This window comes from Sphingomonas sp. CCH15-F11, from assembly GCF_001557005.1.
GTDB lineage: Bacteria > Pseudomonadota > Alphaproteobacteria > Sphingomonadales > Sphingomonadaceae > Sphingomonas.
On record NZ_LSKG01000029.1, the window covers coordinates 1 to 16,926 of the forward strand.

The 16,926-nt window shown below is 66.0% G+C and carries 18 protein-coding genes; 13 read left to right on the forward strand and 5 right to left on the reverse strand.

The window, feature by feature from the left end:
- The 5 genes from AX709_RS18825 to AX709_RS02800 form a co-directional block, all read left to right on the forward strand.
- Nucleotides 1-539, forward strand: a 539-nt coding sequence (locus AX709_RS18825) for a hypothetical protein (RefSeq protein ID WP_197432009.1), incomplete at its 5' end; no start/stop codon positions are given.
- A 28-nt stretch (nt 540-567) separates the two neighbouring features.
- Nucleotides 568-915: a phage holin family protein gene (locus AX709_RS18105; protein WP_066684600.1), complete on the forward strand. Its 348-nt coding sequence runs from the start codon at nt 568-570 to the stop codon at nt 913-915.
- Entirely contained in the window at nt 912-1,262 is a 351-nt protein-coding gene (locus AX709_RS02790; RefSeq protein ID WP_066546535.1) for a hypothetical protein, read from the forward strand. Before AX709_RS18105 ends, AX709_RS02790 begins: the two co-directional genes overlap by 4 nt.
- Nucleotides 1,259-1,711 (forward strand): hypothetical protein, encoded by a 453-nt coding sequence (locus AX709_RS02795; RefSeq protein ID WP_066546537.1) that lies wholly within the window; start codon nt 1,259-1,261, stop codon nt 1,709-1,711. Before AX709_RS02790 ends, AX709_RS02795 begins: the two co-directional genes overlap by 4 nt.
- A 133-nt stretch (nt 1,712-1,844) precedes the next feature.
- Nucleotides 1,845-2,072 (forward strand): DUF4170 domain-containing protein, encoded by a 228-nt coding sequence (locus tag AX709_RS02800; RefSeq protein WP_066479481.1) that lies wholly within the window; start codon nt 1,845-1,847, stop codon nt 2,070-2,072.
- Between the two features lie 21 nt (nt 2,073-2,093).
- On the opposite strand, the gene AX709_RS02805 is transcribed toward AX709_RS02800, so the two are convergent.
- The 5 genes from AX709_RS02805 to carA all read right to left on the reverse strand — a co-directional run bounded on the left by AX709_RS02805 (nt 2,094) and on the right by carA (nt 8,446).
- Nucleotides 2,094-2,720, reverse strand: a complete 627-nt coding sequence (locus tag AX709_RS02805) for a rhomboid family intramembrane serine protease (protein WP_231727397.1) — start codon at nt 2,718-2,720, stop codon at nt 2,094-2,096.
- Nucleotides 2,721-2,731: 11 nt separating this feature from the next.
- Nucleotides 2,732-3,208 (reverse strand): transcription elongation factor GreA, encoded by a 477-nt coding sequence (gene greA / locus AX709_RS02810; protein WP_066479483.1) that lies wholly within the window; start codon nt 3,206-3,208, stop codon nt 2,732-2,734.
- Between the two features lie 83 nt (nt 3,209-3,291).
- Entirely contained in the window at nt 3,292-6,627 is a 3,336-nt protein-coding gene (gene carB / locus AX709_RS02815; protein WP_066546539.1) for a carbamoyl-phosphate synthase large subunit, read from the reverse strand.
- Nucleotides 6,627-7,175: a DUF6680 family protein gene (locus AX709_RS02820; protein WP_066546542.1), complete on the reverse strand. Its 549-nt coding sequence runs from the start codon at nt 7,173-7,175 to the stop codon at nt 6,627-6,629. The genes carB and AX709_RS02820 overlap by 1 nt, the downstream gene beginning before the upstream one ends.
- Nucleotides 7,172-8,446 carry a glutamine-hydrolyzing carbamoyl-phosphate synthase small subunit gene (carA, locus tag AX709_RS02825; RefSeq protein WP_066546545.1) on the reverse strand — a complete coding sequence of 425 codons (1,275 nt, stop codon included), beginning with the start codon at nt 8,444-8,446 and terminating at the stop codon, nt 7,172-7,174. The genes AX709_RS02820 and carA overlap by 4 nt, the downstream gene beginning before the upstream one ends.
- A 124-nt stretch (nt 8,447-8,570) precedes the next feature.
- Here carA and AX709_RS02830 point away from each other — a divergent pair, with 124 nt between their 5' ends.
- From AX709_RS02830 to AX709_RS02865, 8 genes are all read left to right on the forward strand, one after another.
- Nucleotides 8,571-9,023: a GatB/YqeY domain-containing protein gene (locus AX709_RS02830; protein WP_066546546.1), complete on the forward strand. Its 453-nt coding sequence runs from the start codon at nt 8,571-8,573 to the stop codon at nt 9,021-9,023.
- Nucleotides 9,024-9,168: 145 nt separating this feature from the next.
- Nucleotides 9,169-9,594 (forward strand): GIY-YIG nuclease family protein, encoded by a 426-nt coding sequence (locus AX709_RS18110; protein WP_082731223.1) that lies wholly within the window; start codon nt 9,169-9,171, stop codon nt 9,592-9,594.
- Nucleotides 9,594-11,477: a DNA primase gene (gene dnaG / locus AX709_RS02835; RefSeq protein ID WP_066546548.1), complete on the forward strand. Its 1,884-nt coding sequence runs from the start codon at nt 9,594-9,596 to the stop codon at nt 11,475-11,477. The genes AX709_RS18110 and dnaG overlap by 1 nt, the downstream gene beginning before the upstream one ends.
- Nucleotides 11,478-11,523: 46 nt before the next feature.
- Nucleotides 11,524-13,557, forward strand: coding sequence for an RNA polymerase sigma factor RpoD (gene rpoD / locus AX709_RS02840; RefSeq protein WP_066479502.1), 2,034 nt, complete (start codon nt 11,524-11,526; stop codon nt 13,555-13,557).
- 348 nt (nt 13,558-13,905) lie between these two features.
- Nucleotides 13,906-14,799: a hypothetical protein gene (locus AX709_RS02850; protein WP_066546552.1), complete on the forward strand. Its 894-nt coding sequence runs from the start codon at nt 13,906-13,908 to the stop codon at nt 14,797-14,799.
- 113 nt (nt 14,800-14,912) lie between these two features.
- The gene (locus AX709_RS02855; RefSeq protein WP_066479508.1) at nt 14,913-15,575 is read left to right on the forward strand and encodes a DUF6975 family protein; all 663 of its coding nucleotides are present in this window, start codon (nt 14,913-14,915) and stop codon (nt 15,573-15,575) included.
- An 89-nt stretch (nt 15,576-15,664) separates the two neighbouring features.
- Nucleotides 15,665-16,516: an AAA family ATPase gene (locus tag AX709_RS02860; RefSeq protein WP_066546566.1), complete on the forward strand. Its 852-nt coding sequence runs from the start codon at nt 15,665-15,667 to the stop codon at nt 16,514-16,516.
- A 3-nt stretch (nt 16,517-16,519) separates the two neighbouring features.
- A partial coding sequence (locus AX709_RS02865; protein ID WP_066546554.1) for a gamma carbonic anhydrase family protein occupies nt 16,520-16,926 on the forward strand: 407 nt, incomplete at its 3' end.

The following is a 16,926-nucleotide window of genomic DNA, read 5'->3' on the forward strand; positions in this document are numbered from 1 at the left end:
CCCCCGCCGTCCCCCTGCCCGTCACGCCGGCCTTCGATGATGCCGCGCTGGCTACGCCCCCGGCCGAGCCGACCATCGACCCGCTGGCCGCGGATACCGCCGGTGGCGACATGGCGATGGCCGACGCGGGCACGAGCGACGGCACCCGCACCAGCAAGGCGCGCGAGGCTGTGCGCGAGCAGGCGGAGAAACTCACCGGCAAGGCGACCGAGCAGGCCCGGGGGTTTGCCGCGCAGGGCAAGGAACGCGCGACCGGCGTGCTCGATGAACTGGCGCGGATGATCGACGATGCGGCCGGCACCGTCGATGAACGCGTCGGCGAACAATATGGGCGGTATGCCCGCTCCGCCGCCGGTGCGGTGTCCGGCCTTGCCGAAAATCTGCGCGGCAAGGAGGTCGACGAGATCGTCGACGATGTGCGCGAGTTCGTGCGCAAGAGCCCGGCGGTCGCAATCGGCACCGCCGCTGCGGTCGGATTCGTTCTCGCGCGCATCCTGCGCTCGGGGTTCGACGGCGAGGACGGTCGCCGCGACGCCTGAACGAGATCGCCGACAGGGGGCAGGGACCGTGGACGAACCAGACGATGCGGCAGGCATCGGAACGCTGATCTCTAGACTGTTGCACGACGCACGCGCCTATGCGCGAGCGGAAGGCGATTATTACCGCGCGCTTGCCGCCGAGCGCGCAACCCACGCGGGGATTGCGGCAGGACTGGCGGCGGCGGCCCTGTTCCTTTTGATGGCGGTGGTGACGGCCACGTTGGTCGGGGTGCTGCTGCTGCTCGCCCAGATGGTCGGGCTGGCGTGGGCGACGCTGATCGTGCTCGTCGTCGGGCTTGTCATCGTCGCGCTGCTGGGTCGTGCGGCCGTCCAGCGCGCGCGGCGGGTCACTTTGCCTACCAAGGAAATTACATGACCGCCCCCACGAATCCCCGCGCCGCACGGCTCGCCGCCGATCTGGCGCGCCAGCGGATGAGTGCGACGATCACGGAACTCAGGGGGCGGGTGGCGCCTGCCCGCCTTCGGGACGACGCAGTCGCCGGCCTGCGCACACGGGCGGAGGCGACTGCGGAACACGGGCTGGCGGCAATGAAGCGCCAGCCGGGGCTGACCGCTGCCGGGTTTGTCGCAACGGTGGTGATCATCGCGCGGCGACCGCTGATCGCGGCGGCCCGCAACTGGTGGGAGCGACGGCGCAACAGCGGCGTTGATCGCTTTCCACCCGAATCCAACGACGACATCCTGAAAGGAACCGAGCGATGACAGAGGAAGTGAACGCCACCGGCGATACCCGGACCCCGCGCACCGAGCGGATCAAGGAGGCGGTCGGCACGATCAAGGAACGTGCCGGCGGGGCCTATTCGCAAAGCCGCGCGCGGGCGGGCGATGTCGCGCAACGCGCTGGCGAAAGCGTCGAGAATGCGCCGATGGCGGTACTGGTCGGTGGATTGGCGGTCGGTGCGCTCGTCGGCGCGCTGCTGCCGCGCAGCGAGCGCGAGCGCCAGGCGCTGGCCCCGGTGGGCAAGCGAATCGCGGGAACGACCGCGGCCGCGCTGGCGGCGGCGCGCGATGCGGGACGCGAGCAGCTCAACGAACTCGCTCCCAAGGATGCGATTCGCAACAAGCTGTCGGACGCGATCGGCCAGGTCGTGACGGCCGCAAAGGAGAGCGGTCGCGAAGCCGCGAAGGCGGGCGGCACCTCCCAGCCCTGATTTTAGCGCAGCTCACGACCCGGCGTCGGCGCGACGCGCTCTTGAGCCTCGCGCCGATCCCGCTATTCCCTCACGCAAACGCGGCGCGATTCCGGTCGCGCCGCCATCCACCCGGCATGTTGGAGTAGCGGTTTTGAGCAAGATGCATCTGGTCTTCGGCGGTCGGGTCACCAATCCGATGACGCTCGATTTCGCCGACCTTTCGGCGATCGAGGTGGTCGGCTTCTATCCCGACTATGCCAGCGCCGAGAAGGCGTGGCGCGCCGCCGCGCAACGCACCGTCGACGACGCCGAGATGAAATATGTCGTCGTCCACCTTCACCGGCTGCTCGAGCCCGATCAGGGTCCGCCCGCCGCCTGATCCGCCGGTCGCGAAAACGGGTCAGCTTGGGCGGCGCCGGCGCGGGAGGAGCGGAAACGCGAGGATCATGCCGAGCAGGAACCCGCCGATATGCGCGGCACCCGCGATCGGAAAGCCGGCCGCGGTGCTGACGAGCGCGACGACGATGTTGAGAACGATCCAGCCGCCGGCGATCCAGGCGATGTCGACGACGCGTCCGGGGATCGGCCCGATTGCCCGCGCCTTCCGGCGGCTGAAGAACATCGCATAGCTGCCGAGGACGGCGGAAACCGCCCCGCTCGCGCCGACCATCGGCGACATCGATGCCGGATCGAGCGCCCATTGCGCCGCCGCCGCAGCATAGGCGCCCAGCAGGTAGATGAGCGCGACGCGTGCCGGCCCCAGTAGCCGTTCGACCAGCCGCCCGGTCTGGGCCAGCATCAGCATGTTGAAGCCAAGATGCACCGGACCGGCATGGACCAGCGTCGCGCTGAGCGGGGTCAGCCATGCCGGCACCACCGCCAGATAAGGCGGCATGACGATCAGGCCGCTCACCCGCGCCGGGATGACGCCGCCGGCCGCGATCGCAAGATTTTCGTTGCCGGAGAAGGTCAGCGCGAGGCTGACCGCGCAGGTGACCGCGACGATCACCCACGTCATCACGGCCATGCGCTCTCGGATCAGATGAACTCGATCTTCGAAATGAGATAGTAGCGATCGCCCGACGGCACGGTGACCTCGACCTCGTCGTCGACGCGACGGCCGATCAGCGCACGGCCAAGCGGCGAGTTGTAGCTGATCTTGCCCGCGGTCGCATCCGCCTCGGCCTGTCCAACGATCTGATAGGTGACGGGCTTTTCGTCCTCGTCGATCAGCGTCACGGTCGCGCCGAACACGATCTTGTCACCCGACAGGTCGCGCGGATCGATCACCTGCGCGCGGCTCAGCTTGTCCTCGATATCCGAGATCGACGCTTCGATCTGGCCCTGACGCTCCTTCGCCGCGTGATATTCGGCGTTTTCCGACAGGTCGCCATGCGCGCGCGCTTCCTCGATCGCATCGACGATCAACGGACGCTCGGCACGCAGCCGCTTCAGCTCCGCGCTCAGCTTTTCATAGCCCTCGGCCAGCATCGGCAGCTTTTCGACGGTCGCCATTTATGTATCCCTCACTGAACAAGCCCCGATCAAGCGGACCCGGTGGAGAGGCCCGCCCGCACATCAACTCCGATTTGATGGGATCAATGCTGCGACGGCGAATAATAGGATTGAAGTGGCCGCACTTCAAGGGACTGCCGCGAAAGCGCCACAATCGCACGCGCCGCCGCGACGCTGGCGGGCGCGGTGGTGAAATAGGGCACTTTTTGGGCCAGTGCCGAGCGGCGGATCGATGCCGAGTCCTTCAGCGACTGCCAGCCCTCGGTGGTGTTGAAGATCAGCGCCACGTCGCGGTCGAGGATGCGATCGACGATATGCGGGCGACCCTGTGCCACCTTGTTGACGCGTTCGACCGCGATTCCCTGTGCCGCGAGGAAGTCGGCGGTGCCCGACGTGGCGATGATCGTGAAGCCGTGATCGGCGAGCAGCCGCACGCCCGGCAGGATCACGTCCTTGTCGCTGTTCTTGACGCTGACGAACAGCGTCCCCGACTGAGGCAGCGTGACGCCCGCGCCGAGCTGCGCCTTGGCAAAGGCGGTCGCGAAGTCGCGGTCGATCCCCATCACCTCGCCCGTCGACTTCATTTCGGGGCTCAGCACCGGATCGATGCCGGGGAAACGGCCCCAGGGGAACACCGCTTCCTTGACCGCAATATGATCGATGTGCCGGTCGATCGGCGGCAGGTCGCGCAGCTTTTCGCCCGCCATCACGCGGCTGGCATATTTGGCGATGGGTGCGCCGATCGCCTTGGCGACAAAGGGCACCGTGCGGCTGGCGCGCGGATTGACCTCGATCAGATAGACCTCGCCGTCCTTGACCGCGAACTGGATGTTCATCAACCCGCGGACCGACAGTGCGCGGGCGAGCGCATCGGCCTGGCGCTCGATCTCCGCGACGATTTGGGGCGAAAGGCTGTGCGGCGGAATCGAGCAGGCGCTGTCGCCCGAATGGACGCCGGCTTCCTCGATATGCTGGAGCACGCCGGCGACGACGACATCGTCGCCGTCGCAGATCGCATCGACATCGACCTCGATCGCGTCGCGCAGATACTGGTCGATCAGCACGGGTGAGTCGCCGGACACCTGAACCGCGGTCTGGATATAGTCGTCGAGCTGCTGCTGGCCGTCGACGATCTCCATCGCGCGGCCGCCCAGCACATAGCTGGGGCGCATCAGCACCGGATAGCCGATGCGGTTGGCGACGGCGACCGCCTCGTCACGGCTGCGCGCAATGCCGTTGGCGGGCTGCTTCAGGCCCAGCTTGGCGACCAGTGCTGCAAACCGCTCGCGATCCTCGGCCAGATCGATCGCATCGGGGCTGGTGCCCAGGATGGGAATGCCGGCATCCTCCAGCGCCTGGGCGAGATTGAGCGGCGTCTGGCCGCCAAACTGGACGATGACGCCGACCAGCGTGCCGTTCGATTGCTCGACATTGAGGATCTCGAGCACGTCCTCCGCGGTCAGCGGCTCGAAATAAAGCCGGTCGGAGGTGTCATAGTCGGTGCTGACCGTTTCCGGGTTGCAGTTGACCATGATCGTCTCATACCCCGCTTCTGCCAGGGCGAAGCAGGCGTGGCAGCAGCAATAGTCGAACTCGATCCCCTGCCCGATCCGGTTCGGCCCGCCGCCGAGGATGACGATCTTTCGCGCGTCCGACGGCATCGCCTCATTCTCTGGCGCGCCAAAGCTCGGCGCCTCATAGGTCGAATACATATATGGCGTCTTCGCGTCGAATTCCGCCGCGCAGGTGTCGATCCGCTTGAAGACCGGGCGCACGCCCAGCCGGTGGCGTAGTGCGCGCACCTCGCGCTCGGTGATGCCGCCGGTCATCGCCACGACCGCGTCGCGCACCAGCCCAGATCCACGCGCGATGCCGCGCGCCATGCCGCCGCGCAGATTTGCGGACTTGAGCGCAAGATAGGCGAGCCGCTTGTCGCTGAAGCCCATCCCCTTCAACCGCCGCATGCCCGCCGCATCGCGTGGCAGGCCGTTGGCGATCACCTCCGCCTCGGCCTCGACGATCTCCTTCATCCGCTCAAGAAACCAGGGATCATATTTCGCGATCGCGTGGACCTCTTCGACGGTGAAGCCCTCGCGCAGCGCCTGTGCCGCCACGAGCAGGCGGTCGGGCGTCGCCTGCGAAAGCGCCGCCTCGATCTCGGCGCGCGGCGCGCCGACCAGCCGGTCGACATCGTTGAAGCCCGACAGGCCGGTTTCCAGCCCGCGCAGCGCCTTCTGCATCGATTCATGGATTGACCGGCCGATCGCCATCACTTCGCCGACCGACTTCATCGCGGTGGAGAGCAGCGGTTCGGCACCCTTGAACTTCTCGAAGGCGAAGCGCGGGATCTTGGTGACGACATAGTCGATCGTCGGTTCGAACGACGCGGGCGTGACGCCGGTGATGTCGTTGGTGATCTCGTCCAGCGTGTAGCCGACCGCCAGCTTGGCGGCGACCTTGGCGATGGGAAAGCCCGTCGCCTTCGACGCCAGCGCCGATGACCGGCTGACGCGCGGGTTCATCTCGATCACGATCAGCCGGCCGTCCTTGGGATTGACCGCGAACTGGACGTTCGATCCGCCGGTTTCCACACCGATCTCGCGCAGCACCGCGATGCTGGCGTTGCGCATGATCTGATATTCCTTGTCGGTCAGCGTCAGCGCGGGGGCGACGGTGATCGAATCGCCGGTGTGGACCCCCATCGGATCGACATTCTCGATCGAGCAGATGATGATGCAGTTGTCGTTCCGGTCGCGGACGACCTCCATCTCATATTCCTTCCACCCGAGCAGCGATTCCTCGATCAGCACTTCGGTGGTCGGTGATGCATCCAGTCCGCCGGTGACGATCTGGATGAACTCCTCGCGATTATAGGCGACGCCGCCGCCGGTACCGCCGAGCGTGAAGCTGGGCCGGATGATCGCCGGCAACCCGGTGTGGTCGAGCGCGGCCAGCGCCTCGTCGACGGTATGCGCGATCGCCGAGCGCGCGGATTCGAGCCCGATGCGGTCCATCGCGTTGCGGAACTTGATCCGGTCTTCGGCCTTGTCGATCGCCTCCGCATCCGCGCCGATCATCTGCACGCCGTATTTCGCCAATGTGCCGTCGTTGAACAACGCGAGCGCGGTGTTGAGCGCGGTCTGGCCGCCCATCGTCGGCAACACCGCGTCGGGGCGCTCCTTCTCGATGATCTTGGCGACAATTCCGGGCGTGATCGGCTCGACATAGGTCGCGTCCGCCAGCTCGGGATCGGTCATGATCGTTGCCGGGTTGGAGTTGACCAGGACGATGCGATAGCCCTCCTCCTTCAACGCCTTGATCGCCTGCGTGCCCGAATAATCGAACTCGCACGCCTGGCCGATGACGATCGGCCCCGCGCCGATGACGAGGATGGAGGAGATGTCGGTGCGCTTGGGCATTATTTACTCACATCTATTTCTTTTGACGTGATCGCAGGTTGCTCGGGCACTACTTGCTCACCCAGCATTACGCGCGTCTGTATTTTTAAAACCTCTGCGATCTCACGCATCGCTCTTTGAGAGTCGACCAAGATCGCGTCTCTTTCATAGAAGCCGCGAGAACCGAACGTACTGGTATCAATGTCCGTTTCCCTGAGATTGAGACCCGACGCTCGCGCCATCTCAAATATCATCCGAACCAACTTTGTACGGGTGTTCCGACCGATCTGTTCGTCGTTTTTACCATCAAGAGGGACATTTGCAGCTACAAGAAACTCTGCGTGGGCGATAAGAACCGCTCGATCCTTGTTAAACTCGACCGGGACCAGCTGAATTGCCACCTGAAAGCCGGGGTCACTCGGAAGTTGTCGGGTCGCAAGTAGCATCCGAAGAACGGTGATTTTTGCATCTCGCGTTTTGCGGCGGTCCTCGATCCACAGCGTGATGCCGACAGCAAAAATCGGTCCTAAGAGAATTGCGACGAGGTTTATAATCTCCAAAGTTGTCACCGCAACATCCCCACGAACCGCTCGAACAGATAGAAGCTGTCCTGCGGCCCCGGGCTGGCTTCCGGGTGATATTGGACGCTGAACGCCGGGCGGTCGGTCAGTTCGAGCCCGCAATTGCTGCCGTCGAACAGCGACACATGCGTTTCACGGGCGTTGGCGGGCAGGCTGTCACGCTCGACCGCGAAGCCGTGGTTCATGCTCGTGATCTCGACCACACCGTCGTCCAGCCGCTTGACCGGGTGATTGGCGCCGCGATGGCCCTGGAACATCTTGGTCGTGCGCGCGCCCGCCGCGAGCGCGAGGAGCTGGTGGCCGAGGCAGATGCCGAAGACCGGCAGCTTGTCGTCGAGCAGCCGCTTGATCGGCTCCAGCGCATATTCGCCTGTCGCCGCGGGATCGCCGGGGCCGTTGGAGAGGAATACGCCGTCGGGCTTCAGCGCCATGATCTGGTCATAGGTCGCATCGGCCGGCAGCACGCTCACCTTCGCGCCGGCGCGGACCAGGTTGCGGTAGATGTTGCGCTTGGCGCCGTAATCGATGGCGACGACGTGGGGGCGTTTCTCGACTTCGCTCGAAACAGGTTTCTCGACTTCGCTCGAAACGAACGGTGGAGATGGACGTGGGTCTTCGGGAGCGGAGAAGGCTTCTTCCCCGTTGGTTTCGAGCGAAGTCGAGAAACCCGCCTCCCCCTCGTACCCGAACCCCAGCCGCCACACGCCGCCGTCCCACGTCCCGTGCGTTTCGCGCGTCACCGACTTGGCGAGGTCCATGCCTTCCAGCCCCGGCCAGGCGCGGGCGCGGTCCAACAGGGCGGGAATGTCGAAGTCGCCGTTCGCCGAATGCGCGATCACGCCATTGGGCGCGCCGCCCGTGCGGATTCGCCGGGTCAGCGCGCGGGTATCGACGCCGGACAGGCCGATGCGATCATGCTTGCGCATCCAGTCGTCCAGCCGCTCGACGCTGCGGAAATTGCTGGGGTCGGTCACGTCCTGGCGCACGATCATGCCAAGCGCATGGGGGTCGTCCGCCTCGATATCCTCAGGGTTCGCGCCGACATTGCCGATATGCGGGAAGGTGAAGGTGATGAGCTGACCCGCGAAGCTCGGATCGGTCATGATCTCCTGATAACCGGTCATCGCGGTGTGAAAGCACACCTCGCCCACCGCCGATCCCTCCGCGCCAAAGCCCCGGCCCCAGACCACATCGCCAGTGGCGAGGACGAGCACGCCCGTCGCTCCTTCGGGCGCAGGCAGGGGCTTGGCTTCGGCCATGGGGGTGGTCGCTCCTCGTACGGGGTCCGGCAATGTCGCTAAGGCTCGCCCGCTAGACCCCTGCCCTTTGCGCGTCAACCGCGCTAACAGGATTGGCGAAGATTCATTTTCCGAAAGAAGCCGAATGATCCGAGACGACCTCAAGACCGCGCTCGTCACCGCAATGAAAGCGGGCGAGAAGGAGACGACCGCGACGCTGCGCCTTATCCAGTCGTCGATCAAGAATCGCGACATCGAACTGCGCACCGGCAGCGCGCCCGTGGACGACGACGCGCTGGTCGTCGAGGTGCTGCAGAAGATGGTCAAGCAGCGCCGCGAATCGATCGAGATGTATGAAAAGGGCGGCAGGCCCGAGCTGGCGGCGGCCGAGCAGGCGGAAGTGACGGTGATCGAACGCTTCCTGCCCCAGCAGATGAGCGAGGCGGAGACCGCCGCGGCGATCGAGGCGATCAAGGCGGAACTTGGCGCGACCTCGATGAAGGACATGGGCCGGGTGATGGCCGAGCTGAAGGCCCGCCACGCGACCACGCTCGACATGAGCAAGGCGAGTGCCGCGGTGAAGGCGGCGTTGGGCTGATCTCCCCTCCCGCGTGCGGGAGGGGTTGGGCTGAGCGCAAGTCCGGTCACCCCCCGCTCGAACCGTTCGTCTCGAGCAAGGTCGAGAGGCGTGCCAGTCTCCCCAACCGCTCGACTCCGCGAGCGACCTGCCGCAACATCGCGCGATGGCATTTTGGGCTTATATTTTGCGCTGCGCCGACGGCAGCTATTACACCGGCCATAGTGACGATCTCGATCGGCGGATCGCCCAGCATCAAGCTGGCGGGCATTGTGACTACACCTCTCGGCGGCGGCCAGTGCAGCTGGTGTGGCGAGAGACGTTCCAAACTCGGGTGGAGGCGCTTGAGGCCGAGCGGATGGTTGGCGGATGGTCACGCGCCAAGAAGGAAGCGATGATTGCTGGCAATTGGTCGCTGGTCTCCCACCTCGCGCGACCACCGAAGGAGCGTTTCTCGACTTCGCTCGAAACGAACGGGCAGGCGAGAGCGCGATTAGAGGATCTGGGTTCAAAGCAGAACCCGTTGGTTTCGAGCGAAGTCGAGAAACCTGCTACGGGTGCGCCGAACTCAAGCAAAAGCCCGCACCGATAATGACCCTCACCCCCGCCTTTCTCGACGAGCTGCGCGCGCGCACCACGCTGTCCGCGCTGATCGGGCGCACGGTGAAGGTCCAGCGCGCGGGGCGCGAGTACAAGGCGTGCTGTCCTTTCCATAACGAGAAGACGCCGAGCTTCACGATCAACGACGACAAGGGATTCTATCACTGCTTCGGCTGCGGGGCGCACGGAGATGCGATCCGATGGATGACCGATCAGCGCGGGCTGCCCTTCATGGATGCGGTCAAGGAACTGGCGGCGATGGCGGGCATGGAGGTGCCCGCGCCCGACAAGCGGTCCGCCGAACGCGCCGAAAAGGCGAAGGGGCTGCACGAAGCCTGTGCCGATGCCGCGCGCTGGTTCACCGAACAGCTCGACGGGGTGGCGGGGGCGGAGGCGCGCGCGCTGCTGCAGCGCCGCGGCATTCGGCCGGAAACCGCGCGCACATTCGGCCTGGGTTTCGCGCCCGAAAGTCGGCGGGGGCTGCGCGACGCGCTCAAGGACTATGGCGACGCGCTGCTGGTCGAGGCGGGGCTGCTGATCCAGGTCGAGGGCAAGGAGCCTTATGACCGCTTCCGGGGTCGGCTGATGATCCCGATCCGCGATCCGCGGGGGCGGGTCATTGCCTTTGGCGGCCGGATCATTGGGGATGGCGAACCCAAATATCTGAACTCGCCCGAAACCCCGCTGTTCGACAAGGGGCGTCAGCTCTACAATCTCGACCGCGCCGCCGCCGCCTCGCGCAAGGCGGGGCGCGTGATCGCGGTCGAAGGCTATATGGACGTGATCGCGCTCGCTCAGGCAGGGTTCGACGAAGCGGTCGCGCCGCTCGGCACCGCGATGACCGAGGAGCAGCTGCAGCGGCTGTGGCGGCTCGCCGACGTGCCGCTGCTGTGCCTAGACGGCGACGCGGCGGGACAAAAGGCCGCGATCCGCGCCGCGCACCGCGCGCTGCCGGTGATGCCCGCCGGACGCAGCCTGGCTTTCGTCACCCTGCCCCCGGGCCAGGACCCCGATGACGTCGTGCGCACGGCCGGGGCGGCGGCATTCGAGGCGCTGCTGGCCACGCCCCAGCCGCTGGTCGACCGGCTGTGGGCGCATGAATTCGCCGCCGAGCCGCTGACCACGCCCGAGGCGCGCGCCGGGCTGAAGCGACGATTGGCCGATCTGGCGAGCACGATCGGCGATCCGATGGTGCGCGACGAATATGCGCACGAATTTCGCGAGCGCGCCCGCGCCGCGTTCGCGCCACCGCCGCGCGCGCCCTTCACACCCCGCGCACCGGGCAAGCCGGGTGGACGGCGCGGCCAGAAATGGAGCGGCTGGGCACCCCCCGACCCCCCGCCTTCGCCCGCTGCGCACGCGGTCCAGGCAGGCGGGCTCGACCCGGTGCTGGCAAAGGCGGTGCTCGCCGGGCTGATCCGGCACCCGGCCGAGATCGCCCGGCACCTGGAGGTGCTGTCATCGTTGCGCATCGCCAACGGTGCGCTCGGGCGGCTGTTCGAGGCGGTAATCGATCTGGCGGTCGAGGATCAGGCGCTTGATAGCGACGGCGTGCGCACCATATTGGCTCGGTCGGGCTTCGATCAGATGGCGGCGGAGTTGCTTCGGGCTGATTCGCTCCCCTTTTCGTTCACACGGAATGCGGCGGACGATCGCGTGCGCGCGGTCGCCGATCTGGGCGAGGCGATTGCGGTGCTGGCGGCGCGTCCCCGGGTGGATGCGGCACTGGCGCGCGCGACGGCGGAAATGCAGGCCGATTTCGACGAAGCGGCATTCGCGCGCCAGGTCGCGCTGGTGAAGGAACGCCAGGCGCTGGACGCGCGTCTTGCAAATCTGGTGCTGGCGGACAAAGACGGTTCGCGACTCGACGATTAAAATTGCACGCGCCTCGTTCGAGGCGGCTGAATGCGAAGGGTAATTGATGGCGAAGACGAATGGTGGCGGCGACGAAACGATGGAAGTGGGTGACGCGCCGCTGATCGACCTGAACGAGGGATCGATCAAGAAGCTGGTCGCGCGCGCCAAGAAGCGCGGCTACATCACCGTCGACCAGTTGAACGAGATGCTGCCGCAGGACCAGATGACGTCCGAGCAGATCGAGGACATCATGTCCGCGCTCAACGACATGGGCGTCAACGTCGTCGAGAACGAGGACGCCGGCGAGGATGCCGAGCCCGACGAGGACGGTGCCGACGAGATCGAGGCATCCGAAGGTCAGGACGACGCCGCGCCCGCATTCGAGACGACCAAGAAAAAGGAAACGATGGACCGCACCGACGACCCGGTGCGGATGTACCTGCGCGAAATGGGCGCGGTCGAACTGCTCAGCCGCGAGGGCGAGATTGCGATCGCCAAGCGGATCGAGGCCGGGCGCGACACGATGATCCTGGGGCTGTGCGAGAGCCCGATCACGTTCAACGCGATCATCAACTGGTCGAACGCGCTCAACGAAGGCACGATGCAGCTGCGCGAGATCCTCGATCTCGACGCGATGCTGTCGAAGGATCCCGCGCCGGAGAGCCTGAGCGACGACGACGATGGCGGCGACGGCGAGATTTCCGAGAAGAACGCCGGCCCGACCTTCAAGGAAGAGGAAGAGCCCGAGGAAGCGTCGGCCGACGAGGACGACGAGGAATCGATGACCGAGCGGCGAACGCCGCGCCCGTCCGACGACGAGGAGGAGGACAATACCCTCAGCCTCGCGCAGATGGAGGAGCAGCTGAAGCCGCAGGCGCTCGAGAAGTTCGCCAACATCACGTCGGTCTACAAGAAGTTCGCCAAGGTGCAGGCGGCGCGGATCGAGTCGATGTCGGCGGGCAACGAGTTTCCGGGTGCCGAAGAACGCAAATACCAGAAGCTGCGCGAGGAGCTGACTGCCGAGGTCGAAAGCGTCCAGTTTCACCAGGCCAAGATCGAATATCTGGTCGACCAGCTTTACAGCTACAACCGTCGCCTGACCGCGCTGGGCGGCCAGATGCTGCGCCTCGCCGAGCGGCACAAGGTCAATCGCAAGTCGTTCCTCGACAGCTATGTCGACCACGAGCTCGACGAAAACTGGCTGCAGTCGGTCCAGGGCATCGACAAGAAGTGGAAGGCGTTCGCGGAGAACGAGGCGGATGCCGTCGACCGGATCCGCACCGAAATCGCCGAGATCGCCCAGGCGACGGGCATGTCACTCGCCGAGTTCCGCCGCATCGTCAACATGGTGCAGAAGGGCGAGCGCGAGGCACGGATCGCCAAGAAGGAGATGGTCGAGGCGAACCTGCGCCTCGTCATCTCGATCGCCAAGAAATACACCAATCGCGGGCTGCAGTTCCTGGATCTGATCCAGGAGGGCAATATCGGTTTGATGAAGGCGGTCGACAAATTCGAATATCGCCGCGGTTACAAGTTCAGCACCTATGCGACCTGGTGGATCCGTCAGGCGATCACCCGCTCGATCGCCGACCAGGCGCGCACGATCCGTATCCCGGTCCACATGATCGAGACGATCAACAAGCTGGTGCGCACCAGCCGCCAGTTCCTGCATGAGCAGGGCCGCGAGCCGACGCCGGAGGAAATGGCCGAGCGCCTCTCCATGCCGCTGGAGAAGGTGCGCAAGGTGATGAAGATCGCCAAGGAGCCGATCAGCCTCGAAACGCCGATCGGCGACGAGGAGGATTCGCATCTCGGCGACTTCATCGAGGACAAGAACGCGATCATCCCGGTCGATGCGGCGATCCAGGCCAATCTGAAGGAAACCGTGACGCGGGTGCTCGCCAGCCTCACCCCGCGCGAGGAGCGCGTGCTGCGCATGCGGTTCGGCATCGGCATGAACACCGATCACACGCTCGAGGAGGTCGGGCAGCAATTCTCGGTCACGCGCGAGCGCATTCGCCAGATCGAGGCGAAGGCGCTGCGGAAGCTCAAGCACCCGAGCCGCAGCCGCAAGATGCGCAGCTTCCTCGACCAATAGCGTCGCTGGTCGGCCTGCGACGCGCTTGAACGCCCCGGGCGCTGGATGCGGCGCCCGGGGCGTCGACGTTGGACCGGATGGCCCGACGTCAGGGTTTCCGGAAGAAGGAGGGACCGGGGTTCCTTCCGGAAAGCGGGGATCAGGCGCTGTGGCGCCGGCCCCTTTTGCGCCACCTGGGCTTGCGATCGCGCTACGCCATGCGCGGGCGCCGATCGCGTATTCCGCGCGATGATCTGCTCCGTTCCGGACCAAATAACGCGATCAATCTCGCCGGTTTCGACCGATCGCGCGACGCGCGGCCGTGAATTACGCATTTGTGCCACCCGCACGACCGAAAGGGGGGACGGCATGGGATTTGAAGCGGCGATCGAATCAGCGGCGGGATCGAGCTTCGCGGACGCGCAGGTGACGGCGTCGCAACTGGTCCGGCAATTCGGCATATGGCAGGAGCGCGCGGGGCACGCGCCCGTCTTCATCCATCACCGCGGGCGTGCCAAGCTGGTGCTGGCCAGCATGGAGCAGGTCCGGCAGTGGCAAGCGATCGGCCGGTCGCCCGGACCGGGCCTGCCGTCGGTGGAGGCGTTGCTCAACGGCTTTGCGACGCCGTTGCTGCTTCTCGACCATATGGGCGCGATCGTGGCAAAGAATGCGGCGGCGGAATCGTGGATGGCCCCCGCCGACGCCTGGCTGGCGCCGTTGCAGGCGACGATCGTCGATGTGGCGCGCCACCGCATCGCCGAGCGGGTCGTCGTGCGTGGCGGTGCGGACGGGAACGGCACGTTCGAAATCGCACTCCAGCCCTGGCTCGATCATGTGCTGGTCCGCATCGACAATGCGTCGCTCGGCCAGCAGCTGCAGGATCGCATCAGCGCGCTCGACGCCATGCAGCGTGCGATCGACCAGGTCGCGCCGGATGTCGCGTCCGCGCTCCTCACCCCACGCGGCTATCTGTCGGTCCCTTCACCTGCGCTTGCCGCGATGACGGGGATCGCGCTGGCCGCGACGATCGACATGCGGTTCGTGAGCCTGATCGACATCGCCAGTCGCGTCACCGTCGGCGACCTGATCGACGAAACCTTTCGGACCGGCACCCCGGCACGCGCCGAAGCCTATCTGCGGGTCAATCGCGCCGACCCGATCGCGGTTTCGATCGGGCTCGCCCCGATCCGTGAGGCGGCCGCGATCACCGCGTTGCAGGTCGTGATCGCGCGTCAGTCGCCACCCGCGCTTATCCACAGCTAAGCAGGGGTTAACGGGCAATACACCGCGTCTTTACGCCCTTTGGTTTACCGAGTTTCGGCAAGCCCGTCGGTGCGGCGGTTTGCCGGACCGGACGAACGAATTTGGGGGTATGGGTGGAGCGCGCAGAAAGCGTAGTATCAGGCGCGTCTTGGGAAGCCCTTACCGCTTTGGCGGCGGCAGAGGGCAGCGGTCGTCACCGCGCCTTCAAGCGGCTCGTCGCGGGCGCGCCGGTCCTGCGCGACCTGGCCGACGCCATCCACCTGATCTGCATCCTCCACGGCCAGTTTCCGGGCGTCATCGATCTGGTCGCATCGCATTCGGGCATTCCCGCCGATCATCCGTGGGTCCAGAATGCACGCGCGGGTTTCGCGTTCGAGCGGGCCTATCTCGTCCGCATCGCGGTTGCCGCCGGGCCGATGCCCAGCACGCCGGGGCAGGCGGAATCCGAAGCCACCGTCATCGCCCAGCGCCACGCCGTCGAAATGCTCGGCCGGTCGGACCGCACGGGTTGCGCCCTGGGGGCGGCGGCGGCGCTCGTGCTTGACTGGGCGGAGATCCGGGGCCTGCTCGACACGACGGCGGACCGGCTGGGGCTGATCGACCCGCCGGGCACCATGCTGCCGGCGTCGACCGCGACTGCCGCGGTGGTGAGCGAACTCGTCACGCGCCCCGCGATCGAACGCGCGGTGTTGTTCGGTGCGCAGCAGCTCCTGCTCCAGCATCAGGGCCTGTGGACCTTGCTCGAGGCCCGGGCCGAGGCGCGCGGCCGGAGCTGAAACCGCGGCGCACGCGGATCATCGCTTGCGCATTGCCACCTCCGACCGGTATCGGCTTCGAACAATCGGTACGGAGATCGAGGATGTCGATGCGGTTCGAGGGCACGTCCAGCTATGTCGCAACCGAGGATTTGAAGGTTGCGGTCAACGCCGCGGTGACGCTGCGCCGCCCGCTGCTGGTCAAGGGCGAACCCGGCACGGGCAAGACGGTGCTCGCGCACGAAATCGCCCGCGCGGTCGGCGCGCCGCTGATCGAATGGAATGTCAAATCGACCACCAAGGCGCAGCAGGGCCTTTACGAATATGACGCGGTCGCCCGCCTGCGCGACGGCCAGCTCGGCGACGCGCGCGTCCATGACATCGCCAACTATATCCGGCGCGGCAAGCTGTGGGAGGCGTTCACTTCCCCCACCCTGCCCGTGCTGCTGATCGACGAAATCGACAAGGCGGACATCGAATTTCCCAACGACCTCCTCCAGGAGCTCGATCGCATGGAATTCCATGTCTACGAGACCCGAGAGACAGTAAAGGCGGTCGAGCGCCCGATCGTCGTGATTACCAGCAACAACGAAAAGGAATTGCCCGACGCATTCCTTCGCCGCTGCTTCTTCCACTATATCAAGTTTCCCGACCGCGACACGATGCAGGCGATCATCGACGTTCATTTCCCGGGCATCCAGAAGATCCTGGTCGGCAAGGCAATGGACATTTTCTACGAGGTCCGCGAGGTGCCGGGGCTCAAGAAGAAGCCGTCGACCAGCGAACTGCTCGATTGGCTCAAGCTGCTGCTGCACGAGGAGATGCCGCTCGACGTCCTCCAGTCGCGCGACCCGACCAAGGCGATCCCGCCGCTGCACGGCGCACTGCTCAAGAACGAGCAGGACGTGATGCTGTTCGAGCGGCTTGCCTTCATGGCGCGGCGCCAGGCGCCCAAGGCCTGACGGGTGCCGCTTTATGAGATCGACGGCAAGCGCCCGGTCGTTCCCACCGATGCATGGGTGGCGCCCAGCGCGGACCTGATCGGCGAGGTCGTGCTGGGTGCGGGGGCGAGCGTGTGGTTCGGTGCGGTCATCCGCGCGGACAATACCGCCATCGTCGTCGGCGAACGCAGCAATGTGCAGGAAGGCGCGATGCTGCATTCCGACCCCGGCGCGCCGGCCACGGTCGGCGCGGAGTGCACGATCGGCCACCACGCCATCCTGCACGGCTGCACCATCGGGGACCGCGTGCTGATCGGCATGGGCGCGATCGTGCTCAATCATGCCGTCATCCCGGACGACTGCATCGTCGGCGCGGGCGCGCTGGTCACCGAGGGCAAGACGTTCGAGCCGGGCAGCCTGATCGTCGGCAG